Genomic DNA, 20,159 nt, shown 5'->3' with positions numbered 1-20,159 from the left:
ACGGGGGGCGCCACCAGGGGTCCGGCTCCGTCAGTATCCCGACGGCCGTACCAACCCCGACTCGTACGCGAACACCGCTGCCTGCGTACGGTCCCTGAGGCCCAGCTTCACCGGGATGCGGCCCACATGGGTCTTCACGGTCTGCTCGGCGACGACCAGCCGTTCGGCGATCTCCGCGTTCGACAGGCCCTGCGCGATCAGTGCGAGCACCTCCGTCTCGCGCTCGGTCAGATCGCCGACGCGTGTCTTCAGTGGGGCGCGCACCCTGCCGCCGTCCAACTGGGAGAACTGGGCGATCAGCCGCCGGGTGATGCCGGGCGCGAGCAGCGCGTCGCCGGCCGCCACCACCCGGACCGCCTCGGCGAGCTTGTCGGCGGACGCGTCCTTGGCCTGGGCGGTGGTGTAGCTGCGGGTGGCGACATGGCCGCCGACCAGGAAGAACACGGCCAGGGTCTGGAAAAGCCAGGAGATCGGGGCCAGCCAGGGCAGATGCTGGAGGGGGCTGCTGGCGTGCAGCCTGCCGCCGTCCGCCACCAGTGCGGTGACCAGCCAGTGGCCGAAAACCACGCCGAGGACGGCGAACGCGCGGAGGGCGTCCACTGCGCGGTCCCGGTCGGGTGGGGTGGTGGTGTCGACGCGGTGGGCGAGATGACGTATGCGGTTCGGGAGCCGGGTCGGCGGCTTAGGCACGGGTGACCTCCGTTGTCTCGCCGAGGACGATCCGGGCGAGGTTGGCCAGGGAGGCCGAGCCCGGGGTGAAGTAGTCGCTGTGGCCGCCGGGGCCCGCCGCGAAGACGCGGGCGCCGAAGGGTGGGGACACGGGGTCGGTGCCGAAGCCGACGGTCGTGCCGAAGAGGTCGGCGTGAACGTGCGGGACCTCGGCTGTCCAGTCATCAGCGCCTCGGGCCGCCCAGATGCGGGCGGACGTATGCAGGGCAGCGGCCGAGTCGGCGCCGGTGCCGGGGCTGCCGACCAGCGCGATGTCGGTGACACCGAGGCCGGTGAGGGTGGGGGCGGTTCGGGCGCAGACCACCGTGCCGTAGGAGTGGCAGAGGAGGGAGACGGCCGCCGGCTCGGGGGCGGTGAGGGTGTGGACTTCGTGCATGAACTCGCGGAGTCGCGGGGCCGCTTGGTCGGCCCGGCCCGGGGTGAGGACGGCGGCGCTGATCGTGGCGGGGGTCTGGTAGCCGAGCCAGGCGACGACGGCGGTTCGGGTACGTGGGCGCTCGTGGGCGAGGCGTCGGTAGAGGGCCTCGGCCGCGGTGTGGAAGCGGGCGTAGGTGTCGAGGGTGGTGTCCGAGCCGGGGACGAGGACGGCGACGCGGGTGGCGTGCGCCAGGTCGCCGAAGACCTCGGTGGCTCGGCCGGTTCCTCGCGCGTCGAAGTGGAGGAGGTGGCGGGAGGCGAGGGCGCGGTCTGCGGCGGCGCGGGAGACGTCACCGTGAGCTGCGGCCATGCGGGCGGCTTCGGTGGCGTTCTCGCGGTTGGCTTTGTAGGCGGTGGTGAGGGTGGCCGGGGTGAGGGGTGCGGAGAGGGCGGCCGGGGGCGGGGCGGGGATCTGGGGCCGGGTGGCCGCGGAGAGGGGCAGGACCACGGCCGCGGTGAGGAGCGCGGCGAGCGTGGTGCGGCGCAATCTCCGGCGCCAACCCCCGCGCCCCCGAACAGCCCTCTCCCGCTCCCCCGTCGCCCCCGTCGCCCCCGTCATGGTCGGCCCTCCCCGCTCAGCTCGCCCGGCCCTCGGGCTTGTCTGATCGGGAAATTACGGATCGGGTGGTGTCGTTCGCGTCCCGCCAGGGAGCTCACCTGGGAGGTAGCTCTCAGGTATTACGGGTATGCGGGGGACGGCTCAGGGTGAGTAAGGACGGGAGGCCGTCACCAGGCCAGTTGGGCGATCTCCTCCGCAACGACCGCGCAGGCGTCCGCCGCCGGGTCGATCAGGGGGAAGTGGCCGACGTCCTCCAGCAGCGTCAGGCCCACCACCTCGCCCGCCTTGGCCGCCGCGTCCGCGTAGGACTCGGCGACCGCCTGCGGGACGTCGATGTCCGTACGGCCCTGGACCAGGGTGGTCGCGATGCCCGTGGGGAGCAGCAGCGCCGGGTCGGCGTAGCGTCGCCGGTCGGTGAACCGGTCGTCCCCGCCGAGGAGTTGGAGTGCCGCGTGGTCGCAGACCGCCAGCTTCTCCGCCACCTCGAGGTCCGCGATCGGGGCCAGCGCCACCACGCCTCGCAGCAGCGGCGGGCCGGAGGTGCGCCATGCGGCGTCCGCCGGGAGGACATGCCGGGCCGCCGCCCACAGCGCCAGATGGCCGCCCGCCGAGTGGCCGGTGAGGACCGTGCGGCGCAGGTCCGCCTGGGGCAGTGCCTCGCGGGCCAGTGCGGGCAGGGCGTCCAGCGCCGCCGCGATGTCGTCGAAGGTGTCCGGCCAGCGGCCGGCCACCGGCGCCGAGCCGCCCTGCGCGGGGAGCGTCGTGCCGCGCCGGTACTCGACGTTGGCCACCGCGAAACCGCGCCGGGCCAGGTAGTCGGCGAAGGGGGTGATGTGGCCACGGTCGTACGGCGCCCGCCATGCGCCCCCGTGCAGGACCACGACCAGCGGGGCCACGGTCTCGTCACCGCGCGGGACGTAGAAGTCGATCACCTGGTCGGGGTGGTCGCCGTAGGCCGCCGTGGCGTCGGGCGCGACGTGCGGGTGGGAGAAGGCCGACTCCTCCTCGGCGGCGGCCCGTACTGCTGCGGCGTCGTCCGGCATGCTCCAACCTCTCAGCGGCGATGGGGGTACCTCCCAGGCTTTCGGCACTGGGGGAGGAATTGGCGGACCAGGTGGGGAACTCGGCCGTTGGCCGGGACGGTATCAGGCCGGTGACGTGCGGGGACACGTGGATGTCACGCACGGTGAGGATTGCTCGGTTCTGTACCGTCCCGGCCCTTCCGGCACCGGTCGCCATGTCTCCAAGTCGCTAGCCGGCAGCGGCCCCCACGACCTCCCCGAGCACCCGCGCCGCCCGTTCCACGTCCGCGAAACCGACGTACAGCGGGGTGAAGCCGAAGCGGAGGACGTCGGGATGCCGGAAGTCCCCGACCACCCCGCGCTCGATCAGCCGTTTCATCACGTCCCCGGCGTCAGGGCAGCGCAGCGCGATCTGGCTGCCGCGCTCCTCGTGCGCCACCGGGGTCACGCACTCGACGCGGCCCGCCGGCAGATACGTCTCGACGCACTCCAGGAAGAAGTCCGTGAGGGCCAGGGACTTGGCGCGTACGGCCGCCACCGGCACCTCGTCCCAGACCTCCAGCGCCGCCTCCAGGGCCAGCATGGAGAGGATGTCCGGGGTGCCGACGCGGCCGCGCACCGCGCCTGCGGCCGGTTCGTACGCCGATCGCATCCCGAAGGGCTCGGCGTGCGAGTTCCAGCCGGGCAGGGGCGAGTCGAAGCGGTCCTGGAGGTCGCGGCGGACGTACAGGTACGCGGGTGAACCCGGGCCGCCGTTCAGGTACTTGTAGGTGCAGCCGACCGCCAGGTCGACCCGGTGCTCGTCGAGGCCGACCGGCAGCGCGCCCGCGCTGTGGCACAGGTCCCAGACGGCCACGGCGCCGGCCGCGTGGATCGCGGCGGTGAGGGACGGCAGGTCGTGCAGCCGGCCCGTGCGGTAGTCGACGTGGTTGAGCAGGACGGCGGCGGTACGGTCGCCGAGCGCGGCGCGCACGTCCGCCGGCGCCACCGGCCGCAGCGTACGGCCGGTGAGCCGGGCCGCCGACTCGGCGATATAGCCGTCGGTGGGGAAGGTGGTCGCGTCGACGAGGATCTCCGTACGCCCGTCCCCCGCCAGCCGTACCGCACCCACAAGTGCCTTGAAGACGTTGACACTTGTGGAGTCGCCGACCACGATCTGCCCGGTCGCCGCACCGACCAGCGGGGCGATCCGGTCGCCGATCCGCTCCGGCGCCGTCCACCAGCCGCTCTCGTCCCAGGAGCGGATGCGCAGCTCGCCCCACTGCCGCCGGACGACGTCCTCGACGCGGCCGGGGACGTGCGCGGGCAGTGCGCCCAGCGAGTTGCCGTCCAGGTAGACACCCGCGGCGTCAGCCGCATGATCGGACACAGTGTCGAGGACGAAACGGGAGCGCACCCCGGCGAGCTCGTCCTCCGCGTCCAGTTTCTCTGCCCTCAGGGCCAGTTCAGACATGGGACCTCGCCGTCCACAGCTCCGGGAACACGTTCTTGCGGGCGCGCTTCTCCAGCCAGGCGACCCCGGCCGAGCCGCCGGTGCCGGACTTCGCGCCCATGGCCCGGCGCGTGGCGACCAGGTGGTCGTTGCGCCAGCGCCAGACGAGTTCGGCGACGTCGGTCAACGCCTCGCCGAGCCGGGCCAGTTCGGCGTACCCGTCGCCCGAGTAGACGGCGGCCCAGGCGGCCTCGACGGCGTCCGAGGCCTCGTACCGCCCGGACACGTCGCGCTGTAGCACCGCGTCCGGGATCGGGTGTCCGCGACGCGCGAGGAGCCGTACCACCTCGTCGTACAGGCTCGGCTCGTGCAGGGCCTTCTCCAGTTCCGCGTGGACGCGGGGGGCTCCGCGGTGCGGGACGAGCATGGACGCGGACTTCTCACCGAGCAGGAACTCCATCCGCCGGTACATCGCCGACTGGAAGCCGGAGCCCTCGCCGAGGGCCGAGCGGTAGGAGTTGAACTGGGCGGGGGTGAGCTGGCCGAGCGGTTTCCAGGAGGCGTTGAGAGCCTCCAGTTCGCGGGTGGACCGCTTGAGCGCGGCGATCGCGGTGGGGACGTCGTCGCCGCGCAGGGCGGTCGCCGCGGTCTCCCACTCGTGGACGATGACGGTGAACCACAGCTCCATGACCTGGGTGGTGACCAGGAAGACCATCTCTCCGGGATCGTCGGAGAGGGTGTGCTGGAGGTGGGTGAGCACGTCCGCCTTGACGTAGTCCTCGTACGGCGTCGTGCCCGCGAAGTCGAGATGCGGGGTCTCGGGCTCCGAAGCCTCGTGGGGCCGAGCCTGAAGGGACATCGCTGTCTCCTGTTGTGTACTCCGGGTAGCGGTCCGCCCCTGCCGTTCTCGACACGGGGGCCCCGGTCCCCACCGGCATCTTCCGCAACGTACCCCGCACACGGCAAGGCCCGCCTGCTGCCAGACGGGCCACACCGGTCCCCAGCGGGGCGGTATCACCCGGTCGGCAGATCGGCGGTGGCAGACTGGCGCCATGACGACGCACAAGAACCTGCTCGGCGGCCCGGAGCCGACCTACCTGCCGGAGAACGAAGAGGCGTACCGCCTGCTGGGCGAGGAGTCGCTGGCTCCGGTCGAGGTGGCGGCGAGGTTCCCGACCTTCTCGCTGGCCTGGGCGCTGCTCGCCGACGACGCGTTCGAGCGCGGCGCGGTCGTCGAGTCGTACGCCTACGCACGCACCGGCTACCACCGTGGGCTGGACGCCCTGCGCCGCGCCGGGTGGAAGGGACACGGCCCCATCCCCTGGGACCACCGGGCCAACCGCGGCTTCCTGCGCTGCCTCGCCGGGCTCGCCCGGGCCGCCGGTGAGATCGACGAGAAGGACGAGAAGGAACGGTGCTGGCAGTTCCTCCAGGACAGCAGCGCGGAGGCGTACGCGGAGCTGAAGGGATAGCCCAGCCGTAGGCGACGGGAGGCGGGGCTCTACCGGCCCTCCGCCTCCAGTGGTGGCGAGGTCACGTTTCCGTGGGTGCGGCACTCCGGGCGTACACAGCCCGGGGCCGGCCTGCGGACCAGTGCGAACGCCAGGACCGACCCCACCACCAGCACCCCCGCGCAGATCGGCATCGCCCGGTGGAACGCCGCGTTGAACGCCGCGGGTGACCGGTAGGCCTCCGGGCCCATGCCCGCGAGCAGTGGCAGTGCCGCCACCGCGATCAGGCTCGCCGCGCGGGCCGCCGCGTTGTTGATGCCGCTGGCGATACCCGCCCGGGACGTGTCCACGGAGGCGAGGACCGAGGCGGTGAGCGGGGCCACCAGGGTGACCATGCCGGTGCCCATGACCAGGACCGCCGGGAGGACGTCCGTCAGGTAGTTCGCGTGCTCGCCCACCCGCAGCATCAGCAGCATCGCCGTGGCGCAGAGCAGGGGGCCGACGGTGAGCGGTAGCCGGGGGCCGATGCGGTCCGCGAGGGCGCCCGAGCGGGCCGAGAAGAGAAGCATCAGCGCGGTGGTGGGGAGCAGGGCCGTGCCGGCGGCCAGCGCCGAGTAACCCGCCACCACCTGGAGTTGGAGCGCGGTGAGGAAGAAGTAGCCGCCGAAGGCCCCGTACACGCACAGGGTGACCACGTTCAGCGCCGAGAACTGGCGGGAGGCGAAGATGTGCAGCGGGAGCATCGGGTCCCGGCGGCGCTTCTCGACGTACACGAAGGCCACACCGGTCGCGACGCCCGCGATGGCGAGCAGCGACGTGGTCCCGGCCTCGATCAGCGCGTAGGTCACGAAGCCGAGTGACAGGGCGGCCAGCACCGCGCCGAGCACGTCGAAACGGCCGTGGGCGCGGCCGTCCGCGGACTCCGGAACATGGCGCAGGGCGACGGGGACGCAGAGCAGGGCCAGCGGGACGTTCAGCAGGAACACCCAGCGCCAGCCGGGGCCGTCCACCAGCCAGCCGCCCAGGAACGGGCCGATGGCCGCGCCGATGCCGCCGAAGCCGGACCAGAGGCCGACCGCCTTCGCCCGGTCGTCGGGGTGGAAGGAGGCCTGGATGAGGGCGAGGGAGCCCGGTGTGAGGAGGGCGCCGCCGATGCCCTGGAGGGCGCGGGCGGCGATCAAAACGATGTCGTTGGGGGCCAGGCCGCAGAGCAGGGAGGCGGCCGCGAACCAGACGACCCCGATCACGAAGATCTTCCGGCGGCCGAACTGGTCGCCGAGCGAGCCGCCGAGCAGGATCAGCCCGGCCAGCGTCAGCATGTACGCGTTGACCGTCCACTGCAGGGCCGAGAGGCTGGTGTCCAGGTCACGGCCGATGCGGGGCAGGGCGACGTTGACGACTGTCGAGTCCAGCAGGGCCATGCTGGAGCCGAGGATCGTGGTGAACAGGATCCACTTGCCCTGCGATGAGGCCAGCCGGACGTCGGGCATGGTTCAAGGTATACAGCGGACCCGGCGCCGTAGACAGCCGTCGACAGACGCCGGGCCCATACCGTGATTCGGCTTACTTGATCTTGTTACCCGCCGAGCGCAGGTTCTGCGTGGCCTCGACGACACGCGCGGCCATGCCCGCCTCGGCCAGCTTGCCCCAGGTGCGCGGGTCGTAGGTCTTCTTGGAGCCGACCTCGCCGTCGACCTTCAGGACACCGTCGTAGTTCTTGAACATGTGGTCGGCGACCGGACGGGTGAAGGCGTACTGGGTGTCCGTGTCCAGGTTCATCTTCACGACGCCGTTCTCCAGCGCGGTGGCGATCTCCTGCTCGGTGGAGCCGGAGCCGCCGTGGAAGACGAAGTCGAACGGCTGGGAACCGGCCGGCTTGCCGAACTTGGCGGCCACACCGTCGGCCAGCTCCTTGAGCAGCTCGGGGCGGAGCACGACGTTGCCCGGCTTGTACACGCCGTGCACGTTGCCGAAGGAGGCGGCCAGCAGGTAGCGGCCCTTCTCGCCCAGGCCCAGGGCCTCGGCGGTGCGGATCGCGTCCTCGACGGTGGTGTAGAGGGAGTCGTTGATCTCGTGGGAGACGCCGTCCTCCTCGCCACCGGTCGGGGTGATCTCGACCTCGAGGATGATGTTGGCCGCGCGGGCCTGCTCAAGCAGCTCCTGCGCGATGGCCAGGTTGTCCGCGAGGGTCTCGGCGGACCCGTCCCACATGTGCGACTGGAACAGCGGGGTCAGACCGGCCTCGACGCGCTTCTTGGAGATGGCGAGCAGCGGACGTACGTACCCGTCGAGCTTGTCCTTCGGGCAGTGGTCCGTGTGCAGCGCGATGTTGACCGGGTACTTCTCGGCGATGACGTGCGCGAACTCGGCGAGCGCGACCGCGCCGGTCACCATGTCCTTGCTGTACTGGCCGCCGAGGAACTCGGCACCACCGGTAGAGATCTGGACGATGCCGTCGCTCTCCGCCTCCGCGAAGCCGCGCAGCGCCGCGTTCAGGGTCTGGCTCGAGGTGACGTTGATTGCCGGGTAGGCGAACTTGCCTGCCTTCGCCCGGTCGAGCATCTCGTTGTAGACCTCGGGGGTTGCGATGGGCATCTGTCCGCTCCTTGAGTGTGCGGGTCGGCGTACTGCTGTTTCTCTACGGCCCTGACCTAGACCTTGAGGTACGACGTCATCGTCGGTCCCATCTTTCCAGACATGAACCGATGCTCCGGGCGCCGGTCGAATCCGGGTCAATCCCACTCGTCAACCGGGGCGTCAGTCCAGCCCCAGTTCATCCTTCGAGAAGGCGAACAGATACGGCACACCCGCGCCTTCGCGGATCTTCTCGTCGGCGCCGGTGGCCCGGTCGACGATGGTCGCGACGGCGACGACCTCGGCGCCGGCCTCGCGCACGGCCTCGACGGCGGCGAGCGGGGAGCCCCCGGTGGTGGAGGTGTCCTCCACCACGAGCACCCGCCGGCCCTTGATCTCCGGCCCCTCCACCCGGCGCTGCAGCCCGTGCGCCTTCGCCGCCTTGCGGACGACGAAGGCGTCGAGGCGGCGGCCCCGCGCGGCGGCCGCGTGCAGCATCGCGCCGGCGACCGGGTCGGCGCCCATGGTGAGGCCGCCGACGGCGTCGTACTCCAGGCCGTCGGTCAGGTCGAGCAGCACCTGGCCGACCAGCGGGGCGGCCTCACCGTCGAGGGTGATGCGGCGGAGGTCGACGTAGTAGTCCGCCTCCAGCCCCGACGACAGGGTCACCTTGCCGTGCACCACGGCCTTGTCCTTGATCTGTTGCAGCAGCTCAGCGCGTACGTCCGTCATGCCGACCAGCTTAGAGGCGCGTCCAGGTCCAGGTGGTCGTGGCCTCCAGCGGCTCCAGCAGGGTGACGAGACGGGGGATCGTGTTGAGGCCGTTCGGCGGGCCGGTCTGCGGCTCCACGCACACGGCCGCCTCCTGCTCGTCGTAGACCACGACCCACTGCTCACGGCTGGTGATCTTCAGCTCCAGCTGTCCCGGCCAGGTGAGGGTGACGTCGACGCCGTCGGGCATGCCGAAGCAGTCGTCCCAGGGCCCGGGCTTGGGGTCGATGCGGTTACCGGTGGGCAGATGGTCCGCGCCGCGCTCCTCCTGCCAGGCCGGGGCGAAGTCGACCTGGGCGTCCTGGCCGCCGAGGCTGCGGTTGAACCAGGGATGCCAGCCGATCTGCGCCGGGAAGGAGTCGTCGTACGTCTCCACGGCCATCGTCAGCGTCAACGAGTCCTCGGCGAGCCGCACGGCGTGCGTGACACGGGCGGGGTGCGGCCAGGGGTCGCCCAGTTCGCACGTGATCACGGCCTCGTCCGCCGAGCGGCGCGCGGTGCGCCAGGCGCCGTCGCGGGCGGTGCCATGGATGGCGTGCGGTGGGGAGTTGAGGGGCATCTGGACGACGTTGGCGCCGTCCAGGAAGCGGCCGTCCCGGATACGGCCGCACCACGGCACCATCGGGAAGCAGCCGAAGCGCTCGCCCTGGCGAAGGAGTTCGAGGGAGCCGACTTCCAGTCCCGCGATACGGCCGCCGTTGCCGGGGTGCAGGTGGAGGGTGGCGTCGCCTGCGGTCAGCGTGATGTCTTCGTTACTCACGGGATGACAGTACTGACTCGGCTGCGGGCAGTCGTGCCGGGGCGTCAGCGGCGTCTGCGCAGCGCCCTCGTCACCACGATCGCCGACGCCAGTGCCAGCGCCGCCGCCGGTGCGGCCCACCGCAGTGCCGAAGCCGCCGCCACCGTCTGCGGTGCCGGCACCGGCGCATAGCGGCCGCGGGGCGGTGCGTGGTCGACCTCCTCCGCGCTGCGGCCGATCATCGTGCGGCGGGCGTGGGCCGCCTCGGCGAAGATCTCGGGCAGCGGCTCCTCGACCGGTTCGGGCGCCAGGGACGGCGGCGGGACCTCCGTCTCGAAGGTCGACACCGGTTGGTCCGGGGGCTCGGGCCGCGCCTCCCCCAGGCCCTCCACAAAACGGTTCAGCAGCCTTGTCGCCGCCGACTCCACCGCCTCCGCCGGCAGTTCCGCGGCCCGCCCGTCGGCGGAGGCCGTACCGGTCACCGTGACCTCGCAGCCCTCGTCCGTGTCCGCGAGGCGGAGCGTGAGCGCCAGCTTCACCGTGCCGGTGCCACGGGCCTCGGTGGCGTCGCCGTCGACCGCGTAGGAACCGTCGTCACGGGCGCTGACGCGCAGGGACCCCCGGTAGGTGATGGAGTGGCTGCCGATACGGACCTTGACGCGGCCGGTGCCGGGGGCGGCACCCACGTCCTGCTGGAGGCCGGGGACCGCCCTGGCGACCCGCGCGGGGTCGGCCAGCGCCCCCCTGAGCCGCGAGGCCGGGGCCGGGACGTACACCTGGTGCTCCATGCCGACTGAGCCTACCCACGAGTTGGGCCGGTATACCCTCCTCGACGCACGGCACGCGGCCGGGGCGTGGGCTCCTCCGGGGCGGCTCAGTACCGCGGATCCACCAACGTGGAAGCCGGCAGTCCCGTCGTCGGCGCCTCCAGCGCGTCCCTCTCCAGTCCCCGCTCCGTCAGTGTCAGCAGCCGCGGACCGTCGGCCGACAGCCGTAACCGCGGCGCGCGCGGACCCTCCGTCGCCAGGACGAAGCCCCAGTCGTGCGGGGGCCTGGACTCGCCCGCCGAGCGGTCGGGGCCCGCGGCGAACCCGGGGTCGTGGCCCAGGACCCGGTAGGGGGTCGTGGCCAGGCCGGCGGCCCGCATGGTCGCCGCCACCGTCCAGAAGACGCGGGGGCGGCCCTGGACCGGGCCGGCGTGCGCGACCAGGCGGCCACCGGGGGCGACGGCGCGGCGGGCCAGGCCGTAGAACTCCTCGGAGTACAGCTTGGTGCCGGCCGTGATGCCGGGGTCGGGCAGGTCGGCGATCACGACGTCGTACGCGGCGTGCGGTGCGGTCCGGCGCAGCCAGCAGAAGGCGTCGGCGGTGACCACGTGGACGTGCGGGTCGTCGTAGACGTGGCCGTTGAGTGTGGCGAGGGCGGGGTCGTGGCGGGCGAGGCGGACCAGGCCCGCGTCGAGTTCGACGACGTCCACGCGGTCGACCCCGGTGTGCCGGAGCACCTCGCGGGCGGCCATGCCGTCACCGCCGCCGAGGATCAGCACGCGCGCGTGCGGGCCGTTCATCGCGGGGTGGACGAGGGCTTCGGAGTACCGGCGTTCGTCGCGGCCGCCGACGCGCAGCCGCCCGTCGAGGAAGAGGTCGAGGGGACGGCCGTGGGTGCCGCCGGTGAGGACGATCTCCTGGACGTCTGTCCGGAGGGCGACCCGGACGTCGTCGCCGTAGACCGCGTGCCGTGCGGCCCGTTCGAAGTCGTCGACGTGGACGGCGGCGGAGGCGAGGACGCCGAGGACGGTCACGTTGGCGACGAGGAGGGTCCAGCGGGCCCGGCGGGACAGGTCGCGGCGGAACAGGCCGAGGACCAGGGCGCCCCCGGCGACGACGTTGACCGTGCCGGTGAGCAGGGTGCCCGTCAACTGACCGAGGAGGGGCAGGAGGAGGAAGGGGAAGGCCAGGCCGCCGACCAGCGCGCCGACGTAGTCCGCCGCGAACAGGTCGGCGACCGCGCCGCCCGCGTCCTGGCGGCGGATGCGCTGGATGAGCTCCATCAGCAGCGGCACCTCGGCGCCGATCAGCAGGCCGATGGCGAGGGAGAAGGCGACCAGGAGGCAGCGCGGCCCGGTCGACCACAGGCCGCCCCAGGCGCCGGTCCAGGCGAAGACGGCGTACAGCGCCATGGCGCTGCAGCCGCCGATCAGCGCCAGCGCGGCCTCCACCGCGCCGAATCCGGCCGCCGCGCGCCAGCGCAGCCGCTTCGCGACCAGCGAGCCGACGCCCATCGCGAAGACCATGACGGACAGCACTACGGAGGCCTGGGTGACCGAGTCACCGATCAGGTACGAGGCGAGGGCGACGAGTTCGAGTTCGTACACCAATCCGCAGGCCGCGCAGACGAACACGCACGCGAGCACCAGGAACCGGCCCGTCCCGGGCCGCACGGGAAGCGGCGCGGGGGCGGCCCAGGGCGGCGGTGTGCCAGGTGGGGCGGGTGCGTGCGGATCGATCACTCTGCGACGTTACGTCACTCGCTCGGTACGCTTCGTCACCCACACGTGTGGAAATCGGCCGCCCTTGACGCCCCGTTGGTTTATGTCACCCAGGGAGGGACCGGGGCACCGGAACCCGTACGCCGACCCTCGTCCGGGTCGCCACCAACTGGCCGTCCTGCGGGTACGCGTGCCAGGTACGCCAGTGCACCTGGCCCTCGTGGCGCTGGGCGAGCAGCGCGGTGAACGCGTGCGGGCTGCCCGGGAAGACTCCGGCGAGGCCGTGCGGATGCTCGGAGACGAGGGCGAGCAGTTCCTGGGCGCGGCCGGCGAATGAGCCGGGTGACAGCACCTCGACGCGGGCCGCGAACTCGTACTCCCAGTTGTTGACGCGCTTGGCGACCCCGAGCGGCAGGGGTGTGCTGGACCCCGCGATGCATGCCACCGTCTCCGAACAGCCGCCGCACTCCTCCTCCAGAATCACCTGGTGGGACGCGCCCAGCAGTCTCAACTGCAGCTTCGCCCCGGACAGTTCCAGGTCCAGGGTGGCCAGGGCGGGCAGCGGTTCGCGACCCAGTGCCCAGGCGAGGTCGGCCGCGCGCGTATCGGTGTAGGTGGTGTTCAGGGTCGTGAGCATGGATCGGCTCCGCTAACACGCAAAAGGGGAGGAGTGTGGTCCGGCGCACCTCGGCCGACACCGGGAGATCGGCCCGGCCGGCCCAGCCGGGGAGGGGTGTCGTCAGGACGTCCGAGGCGCCGCTTTGGTGATTTAGAGGGAATCATGAACTGTGGCGCTGCCACAGCGTTTTTACCCAACTTCGCGGGGTTTCCATCCCTCAGAGGGCTCCACAGCTCAACTGTTCAACGATGTGGTGCGCCCTGCTCCTTCCGGCGCACGCCGGGGCGCCCGGGGAGAGCTACCCGCTCTCCGGCCGGACCCCCCGGTCAGCTGCCCCCGCCGCAGCCGCCCCCGCCGCCGCACGACGAGCCACCGCCGCAGGACGAGCCACCCCCGCACGAGGAGTGCCCTCCGCCGCAGGAGTGACCCCCGTGCCCCCCGTGCCCGCCGTGACCGCCGTGCCCGCCGTGACCCCCGTGACCTCCGTGCGAGGACGACGACCCCGAGTCCCCGGCCCACCAGCTGCCCGAGCTGTCGTAGGAGGAGCCGCCCCGGCCGACCCCGCCCTTGCGGGCCGCGGTCCGGACGATCACCAGGCAGATGATCGCGGCCGCCACCACGATGAAGACGATGCCCATGGCGCCACCTTCTTTCGGTTCGCGCGGAGCGACCCCCCGTGGGCGCCCCGGTCGCCGCGTGAGCGCGGCGTGGACTGGGGATGCCCGGCCCTCCGGGCGACCAAAGCAGAGTTGAGGAACTCCAGAGCTTGGGCGCAGGATGACCGGCATGACCTCCAGCGAACGCCCTCTCCTCAACCGCCGGCTCGCAGAGTTCGGGACCACGATCTTCGCCGAGATGTCCGCCCTGGCGCTCAGCACCGGGTCCATCAACCTGGGGCAGGGCTTCCCGGACACCGACGGCCCCGAGGAGGTCAGGGAGGCGGCCGTGCGGGCGCTGCGCGAGGGGCGCGGCAACCAGTACCCGCCGGGGCCGGGCGTCCCCGAGCTGCGCACCGCGATCGCCGCGCACCAGCAGCGCCGGTACGGACTGTCGTACGACCCGGACGCCGAGGTGCTGGTCACGGCGGGCGCGACGGAGGCGATCGCCGCCGCCCTGCTCGCCCTCGTGGAGCCGGGTGACGAGGTCGTCGCCCTGGAGCCGTACTACGACTCCTACGCGGCCTGTATCGCGATGGCGGGCGGCACCAGGGTCCCGGTCACCCTCCGCCCGGACGGCGCCACCTTCCGCCTCGACCTCGACGAACTGCGCGCGGCTGTCACACCCCGCACCCGGCTCCTGCTCGTCAACACCCCGCACAACCCGACCGGCACGGTCCTCACCCGCGCCGAGCTGACCGCGATCGCCGAGCTGGCGGTCGAGCGGGACCTGCTGGTCGTCACCGACGAGGTCTACGAACACCTGGTCTTCGACGAGGCCGGGCACCTCCCGCTCGCCACCTTCCCCGGCATGCGCGAGCGCACGGTCACCATCGGGTCGGCCGGCAAGACGTTCTCCTTCACCGGCTGGAAGGTCGGCTGGGTTACGGCAACCCCGAATCTGGTGGCCGCGGTCCGCTCGGCCAAGCAGTTCCTGACGTACGTCGCCTCCGGGCCCTTCCAGTACGCCGTGGCCGAGGCCCTGCGCCTGCCCGACTCGTACTTCGCGGACTTCCGCGCGGACATGCTGGCCAAACGGGACCTGCTCGCGGGCGGCCTGGAGCGGGCGGGCTTCAAGGTCTTCCGCCCGGCCGGCACGTACTTCATCACCACCGACATCCGACCCCTCGGTGAGAGCGACGGTTTCGCCTTCTGCCGTGCACTGCCGGAGCGCTGCGGGGTGGTCGCGATCCCCAACGCGGTCTTCTACGACCACCGCGAGCAGGGTGCGCCATTCGTACGGTTCGCCTTCTGCAAGCGCACGGGGGTGCTGGAGGAGGCCGCCACCCGGCTCAAGACGCTGGCCGGCTGACAGCCGACAGCCGTACCGGCAAGGGTCCCGGCCTGACTCACGGCGCAGCGCGTAGATGACGCAGGTCATAGAGCGGCGCGGTGGAATGACGAGCGCGACTGCTGACGCGGAGCTGCACGACCGGGTGGAGCGACTGCCGGTCCACCGACCTCACCGGCCTCCCTCGGCGGGGACTGCCGCGCGGCAGCCACTCAGAAGATCCCCTTGTACCCCCGCCACCCGGTGGCGATCTTCGTGCGGGCGCCGAACGCCCCCTTGCCGTTGCCGTTGTTGCGCCACAGGTTGCCGGAGGTGTCGCGGGAGAGGAGGTCGGCCTTGCCGTCGCCGGTGAGGTCGCCGACGCCGATGACGGTGTTGTACGACCCGCCCCAGGCGGAGAACAGCTTCACGCGTGCGGAGAAGGTGCCCTTGCCCGTGCCGAGATAGCGGTACAGATTGTTGGACTTGTCCTGGGCGACCAGGTCGCCGATGCCGTCGCCGTTGAGGTCGCCGACGCCCACGATCTTCTTGTACGTCTTCCAGTCGGCGTAGAGCTTCACGCGCGCGGAGAGCTTTCCGGTGCTCGTCCCCCTGTAGAGGTAGACCGCGCCGGTGGCGGAGTTGCGGGCGATGAGGTCGGGACGGCCGTCGCCGCTGATGTCCCCGGGCGAGGTCAGGACGTCGTACTGGTTCCAGCCCTTGCCCAGCGAGGTGTGCGGGGTGTTGGTGAGGAACGCCTGACCGAGCATGGTCCGGTACACCCGCAGTTCGCCGCTGCTGAACCGGACGAGGATGTCGTTGCGCCGGTCGCCGTCGAGGTCGCCGAACGGGACGAGCTTCACGGAGGTGGGCCAGCCGGAGGCGGACATGGCTTTGCCCAGGGTGCCCGTGCCGGTGCCCGGCCGGTAGCTGATGGTGCCGGAGGAGTTGAGGGTCAGGATGTCGCCGGTTCCGTCGGGCGCCCAGGAACCGGCACCGGTGAAGTCGTGGCGTACGGCGGCCCCGTCGGACACCTTCACCGTCTGCGACACGGTCAGCGCGCGTCCCGAGCCGTCGGCGGGCGGGATCGTCACCGTGAGGGCGTAGGTGCCGTTGGGGACGAACGCGCCCCCGGCGTCGCGGGTGTCCCACCGGACGGTCAGGTCGCCCTGCACCGCCCCGCCGGACAGGGTGCGGACGACGGCACCGGTGGCCTTGCTGGCGAGGGTGGCCGTCCAGGAGGCGGCGGGCTTGGAGAGGAGTCCGCGCCACTGCCACCACGGGGCGCCGGCCGCGCTGCTCTCTCCGGCGTTGCCGCTCGTCTCGGACTCGACGGCGGAGAGCGGCTGGGTGGCGACCCCGCTGGGCACCAGGTGTATCCGGTGGTCCGCGTCGACGTAGGCGACGGGGCCGCCGAACTTGTCCACCGTCCAGGTCGTCCCGCGGCCGCCGGAGGTGGCCGCCGGAAGGTCGGCTATCTCACGGGTGGCCGCGGTGCCGTCGGCGAAGGCGGTGAGAAAAAGCGTCCCGGTCGTCGTGTCCTGCCGGACGAGGTATCCGTCGCCGAGTTGGACCTGGCCGGAGGGGACAGGGATGTTCTTCTTCGCCGTACGGTCCCAGACGCCGGCCGTCCCGCCCGTCCCGCAGGACCAGTAGATCCAGCGGCTCACCACCTGGAGCTCCTTGGGGACGCACGGCGCACCGGTGCTGACGGTGGCGGCGATCGCGCCGGTCTTCAGGTTCCTGGCGGTGACGACACCGTTGCCGGAACCCGGCGTCCACAGGCTGGTCCCCCAGACGGAGGCGGCTGTGACGGAGCGGGTGAGGACGGGCTGCAGGTCGGTGTAGACACCGAGGTCGCCGACGTACTGTTTGCTGGGGGAGGAACCGTTGACGACCGCGTAGCGGCCGGTGACGTCGAGGACGGTACCGGAGGCCGAGGGCAGGTAGAAGAAGCCGGCCTGGTCGTCGCTGTCGACGGACTGGACGTACGAGCCGACCGGGTCGGAGTCGGCGGTGAACGTGACAGCGCGGCCGTCCCCGGTGGCGTACGGCCCCGAACCGAGGCCGTCCCACTTCCGCCAGGTCCGGGTGCCGGGTGTGCCGTCCGCGGCGACCGGCCGGGTGTAGTACGCACCCATGAAGCTGCTGTCGGCCTCGTCGGTGGCCAGGGTGCCGTTCTCCAGCGACAGCCGCGTGATCTTCGCCGCCATCGGCGGTACGGCGGTCAGTTCGGTCGGTACCGGGGTGTCCGCGCCCGTGCCGGTGACCCGGCGTACCGCCCAGTGCCCGGCGTCGGTGCCGCCGACGACCAGCAGGCTGCCGTCGGGGGCGGGTACGACGGAGCTGTTCGCGTGCCGGAGCAGCGTGACCGGGGCGCCGCCCGTGACGGGGACGGCCATGAGCTGCTCGCCGGAGTCGTCGGCCAGATCGGAGGGGTCCGACGGCACGGCACGGGCCACCACCAGCCAGCCCCCGGTGATGCCGACCGACGGGGTGCCCTCGGTGCCGGGCAGAGTCACCGTCGTCCCGGGGGAGGTGAGGTCACCGCGGTCCAGGACGTGTGCCGTCGGCGTGGTGCCGGACGGGTACCAGACCAACCGGTCCGCGCTCAGCGCGACGGCTGCCGGAGCGGCGGACAGGGTCACGTCGCCGGTGACCTTCGCCGCAGCCAGGTCCACCAGCGCCAGGTGCTGCACGCCTCCCAGCGCGTAGCCGACGACGGCGGTGCCGCTGTCGCCGCCCAGCACCCGGAAGTTCGACGTGATCCCGGCCGGCCACCCGTCGGCGAGGGTGCCGTCGGCGGGGGCGCCGCCGCCGTAGAGCCACAGCCTGCGGCTGCCGTCCGTGTCCCGGGCCTGGGTCAGCACATGGGCGCCGTAGGTGGCCACGTATGTGCCGTGGGTGAGGGTGACGTCGGCGCTGGTGGCGGCGGAGAGGTCACGGAGGACGACCTTCTGGGTGGGCGAGACGACGTCGGTCACGATGTCGGACGACGAGCCCAGGTAGCCGGCGAGTTCGAGTCGTGACAGCTCGCCCAGTTCGGTCGTCGCCCCGGTGGCGTACGACGTCCACAGATAGCCGGAACGCCCCTCCTGGGCATGCAGGTAGCCGTCGGCACCGGCGCTGTAGAGCCGGTCGGCGCGGGGTTGGTAACGGTCGGACTGGAAGACCTTCTCGGTCGCGAGTGCGGTGCTCCCGGTGCCGTCGCCCGCATCGGCCGTGCCGACGAGCGGACCGGGACCGGCGACAACGGTGAGGACTGCCAGCGCGGCGACGACGCCGCGGGCGGTGGTACGACGAGCCATGTCGCCTCCTGAGGGCTTCCGGCGGAAAGAGGCGTGACGGAGGTCGACGGTAGAAAGGCGTGTGTTGATGCTGCCGCAAAATATCCGGCCCCCGAACTTCCCCCCGCACGCGGCAAGTTGAGGATAACAGTGGCCACAGGTTTCTCTGAGGTGCCGGTACGACGAGATCCTGATCGTCTTCGCGACGGCCACCGCGTCGGCGACCCCAGGCCCCTTCTCGGCGCACCTGCCGTTGTCGGTGACGTCGATGTCGTCGCCACGCGGCGGACAAAAAGCCCCTGCCGCAGCGGGCGCCCCTGCGTCCGGATCGCATTCTGCGCACGCAACGAGGTGCTGCCGGATGCGACGGAAAGGCTTCGCAAAGCACTCGCGCACCGACCGCCGCCGCAGGTCGGTCCTCGCATTCCCCGTCGCCCGCCCCGCCCCACCCGCCCGGAACGTCCACATCGGAGGCCGCATGCTCCCGACCGTCGTACCTGCGCTTGTCGCACCACGAGGTGGCAGCCACAGGACCGGAAGATCCTCAAGCGCATCAACACGCTTGTCGCGGACAGCGCCCGGAACGGCAACGAGGGGATCGGCAAACCGGAACCGCTCAAGCACGGATTCCAGGGCTACTGGTCGCGCCGCATCAACGACGAGCACAGACTGATCTACAAGGCCACCGAGGACGCCGTCCTGATCGCACAGTGCCGCTACCACCACGAGAGCTGACCGGTGAACCGCGGCGATCCACCGGTCCCGACCCATCCGCACGGTGCGTCAGTCGTACGGCCCAGAGCGGCGGACTTCTCAGCCCGCGCCTCGGTCGGCGACGGCTGACCCTGGTGGGCCCGGTGCGCCACGCGTGTATGGGTGTGCGAACGAGGCGTGGCCTGGGTGACGTCGACGCCGGAGCTGGTCACCGCGGTGCGCTCGGCGAAGCAGTTCCTGACGTACGTCTCCTCGGGCCCCTTCCAGTACGCGGTCGCGTCCCCGACCTCGTGATCGTCCGCGAAGGCGGCCTGAACGCCATGACCAGGGCCCTGGTCGACCTCTTCGGCACATACGGCACGGACACCAACGTCCTGCCGCGCTTCGAGGCCGGCGAGGACGAGGCCGACTGACCTCGGGTACACGACTGTGCCCCGCCAGGTGGATCCTGGCGAGGCACACAACCACGTGACCCCAAATGGGAGCCCCGGACTGTCCATGGTCCGGGCCTCCGGTCTGTCCACGTCCGGGCGGGCGATCACCTGTGATGGTCGGCTGGTGAATACCCGCCGTCCGACGCCTGTCCTCGGACGTTCGCCGCAGGACACGAGCGCAGCCGGTCCACCGACCCCATGGCGACTACGCCGTAAGGGGCACCGCCCCCGGCACCTCCCACCCCTGCGGCGCCCGCCAGTCCCGCCACCGCTCCCACCAGCCCCCGCGCCCCTCCACCAGCTCCACGACGGAGGCGGCGGCCTCGCGGACGGCTGCCGCCTCCTCGTCGGTGAAGCCGCCGGAGCGGTGCCGTTCGGCGAAGTGGTCCTCGTCCTTCCAGCGGTACGGCGATCCGTCCGCCGGCAGCAGCAGGTCCAGCTCCTGGTCGAGGGTGTCGAAGCCGTGCTCGGTGCGCCGCATCGGCTCCTGGAAGTTGACGTACCAGCCGGTGAACTCGCCGCTGGAGTAGCGCGCCCAGACCGAGTAGCCGTCGCCGGGGCGTTGCAGCTGGAGTACGCCCTCCGACTGCCAGTAGGGCTCGAAGGCGGTCCAGGGGTGGGGTCCCCAGCGGAACGGGCCGGGGCCGAAGGTGAGCGGGGTGCCCTGGGCGAGGTGGACGGCGAGCAGGTCGCCGGTGTCCTCGACCACGCGCACCGGGTAGACCATCCACTCACGCCCGTCGAGGATCTCCCGGCGGACGATCACCTCGTGCGCGGAGAACAAGCGGTTTCCCATGATCGCGAAACGTAGCAGCCGCGCCCGGTACCATTCCCGGGCCCCGGCGGCCCGCGCCACGCCAGGAGCCGGGTCCGGCCGCTACCCCATCGGGCGCACATTTCTCGCACTTACCCCCGGACCCCCGGCAGGGTGCGAATGTGAGCCACGCCAGCACGACCACCAGCACCGCCGCTCTCTCCCCGTCCGTCGCACAGCGGC

The 20,159-nt window shown here is 72.0% G+C and carries 17 protein-coding genes and 1 pseudogene; 3 read left to right on the top strand and 15 right to left on the bottom strand.

Going from position 1 to position 20,159, the window contains the following annotated elements; all coding sequences use genetic code 11:
• Positions 1-30 precede the first annotated feature (30 nt).
• The 5 genes from ACZ7OO_RS32010 to ACZ7OO_RS31990 form a co-directional block, all read right to left on the bottom strand.
• Complete coding sequence (locus ACZ7OO_RS32010; protein ID WP_471510134.1) at positions 31-690, bottom strand: helix-turn-helix transcriptional regulator; 660 nt, start codon at positions 688-690, stop codon at positions 31-33.
• Positions 683-1,705 carry an alpha/beta hydrolase gene (locus ACZ7OO_RS32005; RefSeq protein ID WP_471510132.1) on the bottom strand — a complete coding sequence of 341 codons (1,023 nt, stop codon included), beginning with the start codon at positions 1,703-1,705 and terminating at the stop codon, positions 683-685. The genes ACZ7OO_RS32010 and ACZ7OO_RS32005 overlap by 8 nt, the downstream gene beginning before the upstream one ends.
• A gap of 167 nt (positions 1,706-1,872) precedes the next feature.
• Complete coding sequence (locus ACZ7OO_RS32000) at positions 1,873-2,748, bottom strand: alpha/beta hydrolase (RefSeq protein WP_471510130.1); 876 nt, start codon at positions 2,746-2,748, stop codon at positions 1,873-1,875.
• A gap of 208 nt (positions 2,749-2,956) precedes the next feature.
• Entirely contained in the window at positions 2,957-4,180 is a 1,224-nt protein-coding gene (gene kynU / locus ACZ7OO_RS31995) for a kynureninase (RefSeq protein ID WP_471510128.1), read from the bottom strand.
• Complete coding sequence (locus tag ACZ7OO_RS31990; protein ID WP_471510126.1) at positions 4,173-5,018, bottom strand: tryptophan 2,3-dioxygenase family protein; 846 nt, start codon at positions 5,016-5,018, stop codon at positions 4,173-4,175. Before ACZ7OO_RS31990 ends, kynU begins: the two co-directional genes overlap by 8 nt.
• A gap of 193 nt (positions 5,019-5,211) precedes the next feature.
• Between ACZ7OO_RS31990 and ACZ7OO_RS31985 the strand changes: the two genes are divergently transcribed.
• A complete protein-coding gene (locus tag ACZ7OO_RS31985; protein WP_471510124.1) occupies positions 5,212-5,631 on the top strand; it encodes a DUF3151 domain-containing protein in 420 nt (139 codons plus the stop codon).
• Between the two features lie 29 nt (positions 5,632-5,660).
• On the opposite strand, the gene ACZ7OO_RS31980 is transcribed toward ACZ7OO_RS31985, so the two are convergent.
• From ACZ7OO_RS31980 to ACZ7OO_RS31945, 8 genes are all read right to left on the bottom strand, one after another.
• Entirely contained in the window at positions 5,661-7,100 is a 1,440-nt protein-coding gene (locus tag ACZ7OO_RS31980; RefSeq protein ID WP_471510122.1) for an MFS transporter, read from the bottom strand.
• Positions 7,101-7,173: 73 nt separating this feature from the next.
• Positions 7,174-8,205, bottom strand: coding sequence for a class II fructose-bisphosphate aldolase (fbaA, locus tag ACZ7OO_RS31975; protein WP_471510120.1), 1,032 nt, complete (start codon positions 8,203-8,205; stop codon positions 7,174-7,176).
• Positions 8,206-8,367: 162 nt separating this feature from the next.
• Positions 8,368-8,916 carry an orotate phosphoribosyltransferase gene (gene pyrE / locus ACZ7OO_RS31970; RefSeq protein WP_352222360.1) on the bottom strand — a complete coding sequence of 183 codons (549 nt, stop codon included), beginning with the start codon at positions 8,914-8,916 and terminating at the stop codon, positions 8,368-8,370.
• A 10-nt stretch (positions 8,917-8,926) separates the two neighbouring features.
• Entirely contained in the window at positions 8,927-9,715 is a 789-nt protein-coding gene (locus ACZ7OO_RS31965) for an aldose epimerase family protein (protein WP_471510118.1), read from the bottom strand.
• A gap of 44 nt (positions 9,716-9,759) precedes the next feature.
• A complete protein-coding gene (locus ACZ7OO_RS31960; RefSeq protein WP_471510116.1) occupies positions 9,760-10,482 on the bottom strand; it encodes an SRPBCC family protein in 723 nt (240 codons plus the stop codon).
• 86 nt (positions 10,483-10,568) lie between these two features.
• A complete protein-coding gene (locus ACZ7OO_RS31955) occupies positions 10,569-12,203 on the bottom strand; it encodes a polyamine aminopropyltransferase (protein ID WP_471510114.1) in 1,635 nt (544 codons plus the stop codon).
• An 85-nt stretch (positions 12,204-12,288) separates the two neighbouring features.
• The gene (locus ACZ7OO_RS31950) at positions 12,289-12,819 is read right to left on the bottom strand and encodes a DUF2617 family protein (protein ID WP_471510112.1); all 531 of its coding nucleotides are present in this window, start codon (positions 12,817-12,819) and stop codon (positions 12,289-12,291) included.
• Between the two features lie 308 nt (positions 12,820-13,127).
• On the bottom strand, positions 13,128-13,439 hold the full coding sequence (locus tag ACZ7OO_RS31945) for a hypothetical protein (protein WP_471510110.1): 312 nt from the start codon (positions 13,437-13,439) through the stop codon (positions 13,128-13,130).
• A gap of 139 nt (positions 13,440-13,578) precedes the next feature.
• On the opposite strand from ACZ7OO_RS31945, the gene ACZ7OO_RS31940 reads away from it, so the two are divergent.
• Positions 13,579-14,769: a pyridoxal phosphate-dependent aminotransferase gene (locus tag ACZ7OO_RS31940; RefSeq protein WP_471510108.1), complete on the top strand. Its 1,191-nt coding sequence runs from the start codon at positions 13,579-13,581 to the stop codon at positions 14,767-14,769.
• Positions 14,770-14,960: 191 nt separating this feature from the next.
• On the opposite strand, the gene ACZ7OO_RS31935 is transcribed toward ACZ7OO_RS31940, so the two are convergent.
• On the bottom strand, positions 14,961-18,035 hold the full coding sequence (locus ACZ7OO_RS31935; RefSeq protein ID WP_471510106.1) for an FG-GAP-like repeat-containing protein: 3,075 nt from the start codon (positions 18,033-18,035) through the stop codon (positions 14,961-14,963).
• 498 nt (positions 18,036-18,533) lie between these two features.
• Here ACZ7OO_RS31935 and ACZ7OO_RS31930 point away from each other — a divergent pair.
• A pseudogene (locus ACZ7OO_RS31930) lies at positions 18,534-18,749 on the top strand (Txe/YoeB family addiction module toxin); the annotation flags it as partial.
• Positions 18,750-19,367: 618 nt separating this feature from the next.
• Here ACZ7OO_RS31930 and ACZ7OO_RS31925 read toward each other — a convergent pair.
• Positions 19,368-19,958 carry a ribonuclease FAU-1 family protein gene (locus ACZ7OO_RS31925; protein WP_471510104.1) on the bottom strand — a complete coding sequence of 197 codons (591 nt, stop codon included), beginning with the start codon at positions 19,956-19,958 and terminating at the stop codon, positions 19,368-19,370.
• Positions 19,959-20,159: the final 201 nt, after the last annotated feature.

This window comes from Streptomyces sp. NPDC111744, assembly GCF_055634995.1.
This window is presented reverse-complemented; position numbering and strand designations above follow the sequence as displayed.

Coding starts and splice junctions, on each gene's coding strand:
- ACZ7OO_RS32005 (WP_471510132.1), bottom strand. CDS start 1,705: ATGACGGGGGCGACGGGGGCGACGGGGGAGCGGGAGAGGGCTGTTCGG.
- ACZ7OO_RS32000 (WP_471510130.1), bottom strand. CDS start 2,748: ATGCCGGACGACGCCGCAGCAGTACGGGCCGCCGCCGAGGAGGAGTCG.
- kynU (WP_471510128.1), bottom strand. CDS start 4,180: ATGTCTGAACTGGCCCTGAGGGCAGAGAAACTGGACGCGGAGGACGAG.
- ACZ7OO_RS31990 (WP_471510126.1), bottom strand. CDS start 5,018: ATGTCCCTTCAGGCTCGGCCCCACGAGGCTTCGGAGCCCGAGACCCCG.
- ACZ7OO_RS31985 (WP_471510124.1), top strand. CDS start 5,212: ATGACGACGCACAAGAACCTGCTCGGCGGCCCGGAGCCGACCTACCTG.
- ACZ7OO_RS31980 (WP_471510122.1), bottom strand. CDS start 7,100: ATGCCCGACGTCCGGCTGGCCTCATCGCAGGGCAAGTGGATCCTGTTC.
- fbaA (WP_471510120.1), bottom strand. CDS start 8,205: ATGCCCATCGCAACCCCCGAGGTCTACAACGAGATGCTCGACCGGGCG.
- pyrE (WP_352222360.1), bottom strand. CDS start 8,916: ATGACGGACGTACGCGCTGAGCTGCTGCAACAGATCAAGGACAAGGCC.
- ACZ7OO_RS31960 (WP_471510116.1), bottom strand. CDS start 10,482: ATGGAGCACCAGGTGTACGTCCCGGCCCCGGCCTCGCGGCTCAGGGGG.
- ACZ7OO_RS31950 (WP_471510112.1), bottom strand. CDS start 12,819: ATGCTCACGACCCTGAACACCACCTACACCGATACGCGCGCGGCCGAC.
- ACZ7OO_RS31945 (WP_471510110.1), bottom strand. CDS start 13,439: ATGGGCATCGTCTTCATCGTGGTGGCGGCCGCGATCATCTGCCTGGTG.
- ACZ7OO_RS31940 (WP_471510108.1), top strand. CDS start 13,579: ATGACCGGCATGACCTCCAGCGAACGCCCTCTCCTCAACCGCCGGCTC.
- ACZ7OO_RS31935 (WP_471510106.1), bottom strand. CDS start 18,035: ATGGCTCGTCGTACCACCGCCCGCGGCGTCGTCGCCGCGCTGGCAGTC.
- ACZ7OO_RS31925 (WP_471510104.1), bottom strand. CDS start 19,958: ATGGGAAACCGCTTGTTCTCCGCGCACGAGGTGATCGTCCGCCGGGAG.